The sequence below is a fragment of the Clostridium sp. HBUAS56017 genome (genome assembly GCF_007115085.1).
Classification (GTDB): domain Bacteria; phylum Bacillota; class Clostridia; order Clostridiales; family Clostridiaceae; genus Clostridium; species Clostridium cibarium.
In genome coordinates, this window is the sequence record NZ_SULK01000067.1 from 1 (window position 1) to 906 (window position 906).

A 906-nucleotide genomic window follows, 5' to 3' on the forward strand; every position below is an offset into this window, starting at 1 on the left:
CTTTCATTTGTCTGCTTTAAGTCATTTGCATAGCCTTCTGCAAGACATTCTCCTCCAATATACAAGTCTCCAGCTACTCCCATTGGACATGGATTTAAATTTGAATCTAATATATAGTATTTTGCATTTTGTATAGGCTTTCCATATGGTATGCTTATACAATTAGGATCTACTTTATCTATTTCATAATAATTTGACCATATTGTTGCTTCAGTTGCACCACCTAAGCTAACTACCTTTACACCAGGGAAAGCTTTTTCCATAACATCTGGAAGAGTAATAGGAATCCAATCTCCACTTTGGAAAACTAATCTCAGCTTACCATTTTTAGCAACTGCCTTATCTTTTGGAAGCAACTGAACAACCTGTTGTAGCGCTGCTGGAGCAGAATCCCAAAAAGTAATTGGTTCTTCACAAATAATATTAAGTAATTTTTGTGAATCCTTAACTTCATCCTTAGATGCCATTCTTATAGACCCGCCTGTAGCTAAAGTTCCAAATATATCATATACTGATAAGTCAAAACAGAATGAAGTAACAAATAGTATTTGATCTTTTTCACATACATTATATTTTTTATTTACCCATTCAATTAAATTTATTGCTGGTTGGTGCTTTACAACTACTCCTTTTGGTATTCCTGTTGAACCTGAAGTATATATTATGTATGCTACATCCTGTGGTGTGCTTAATACGCCTAAATTTTCTTTTGGTAGTTTTAAAAGGTCACTTAATGTTGCAATATTTTCATCTTCAGATTTTACTGGTTCTTCATCCATATAAATTACATTTTTTATACTATTCTCTTTTTGCAACTCTTTTACGAGTTCACTTTGTTCACTCTGCGATACAATAAATGAAATATTACTATTTTCTATCATTTTCCCTATTCTTGTTATTGGGAAA

General features: G+C 32.2%; 1 protein-coding gene. It reads right to left on the reverse strand.

Annotated features, from left to right (window positions below; genetic code table 11):
- A partial coding sequence (locus FAY47_RS19925) for an AMP-binding protein (protein WP_243129683.1) occupies positions 1-881 on the reverse strand: 881 nt, incomplete at its 3' end.
- Positions 882-906: the final 25 nt, after the last annotated feature.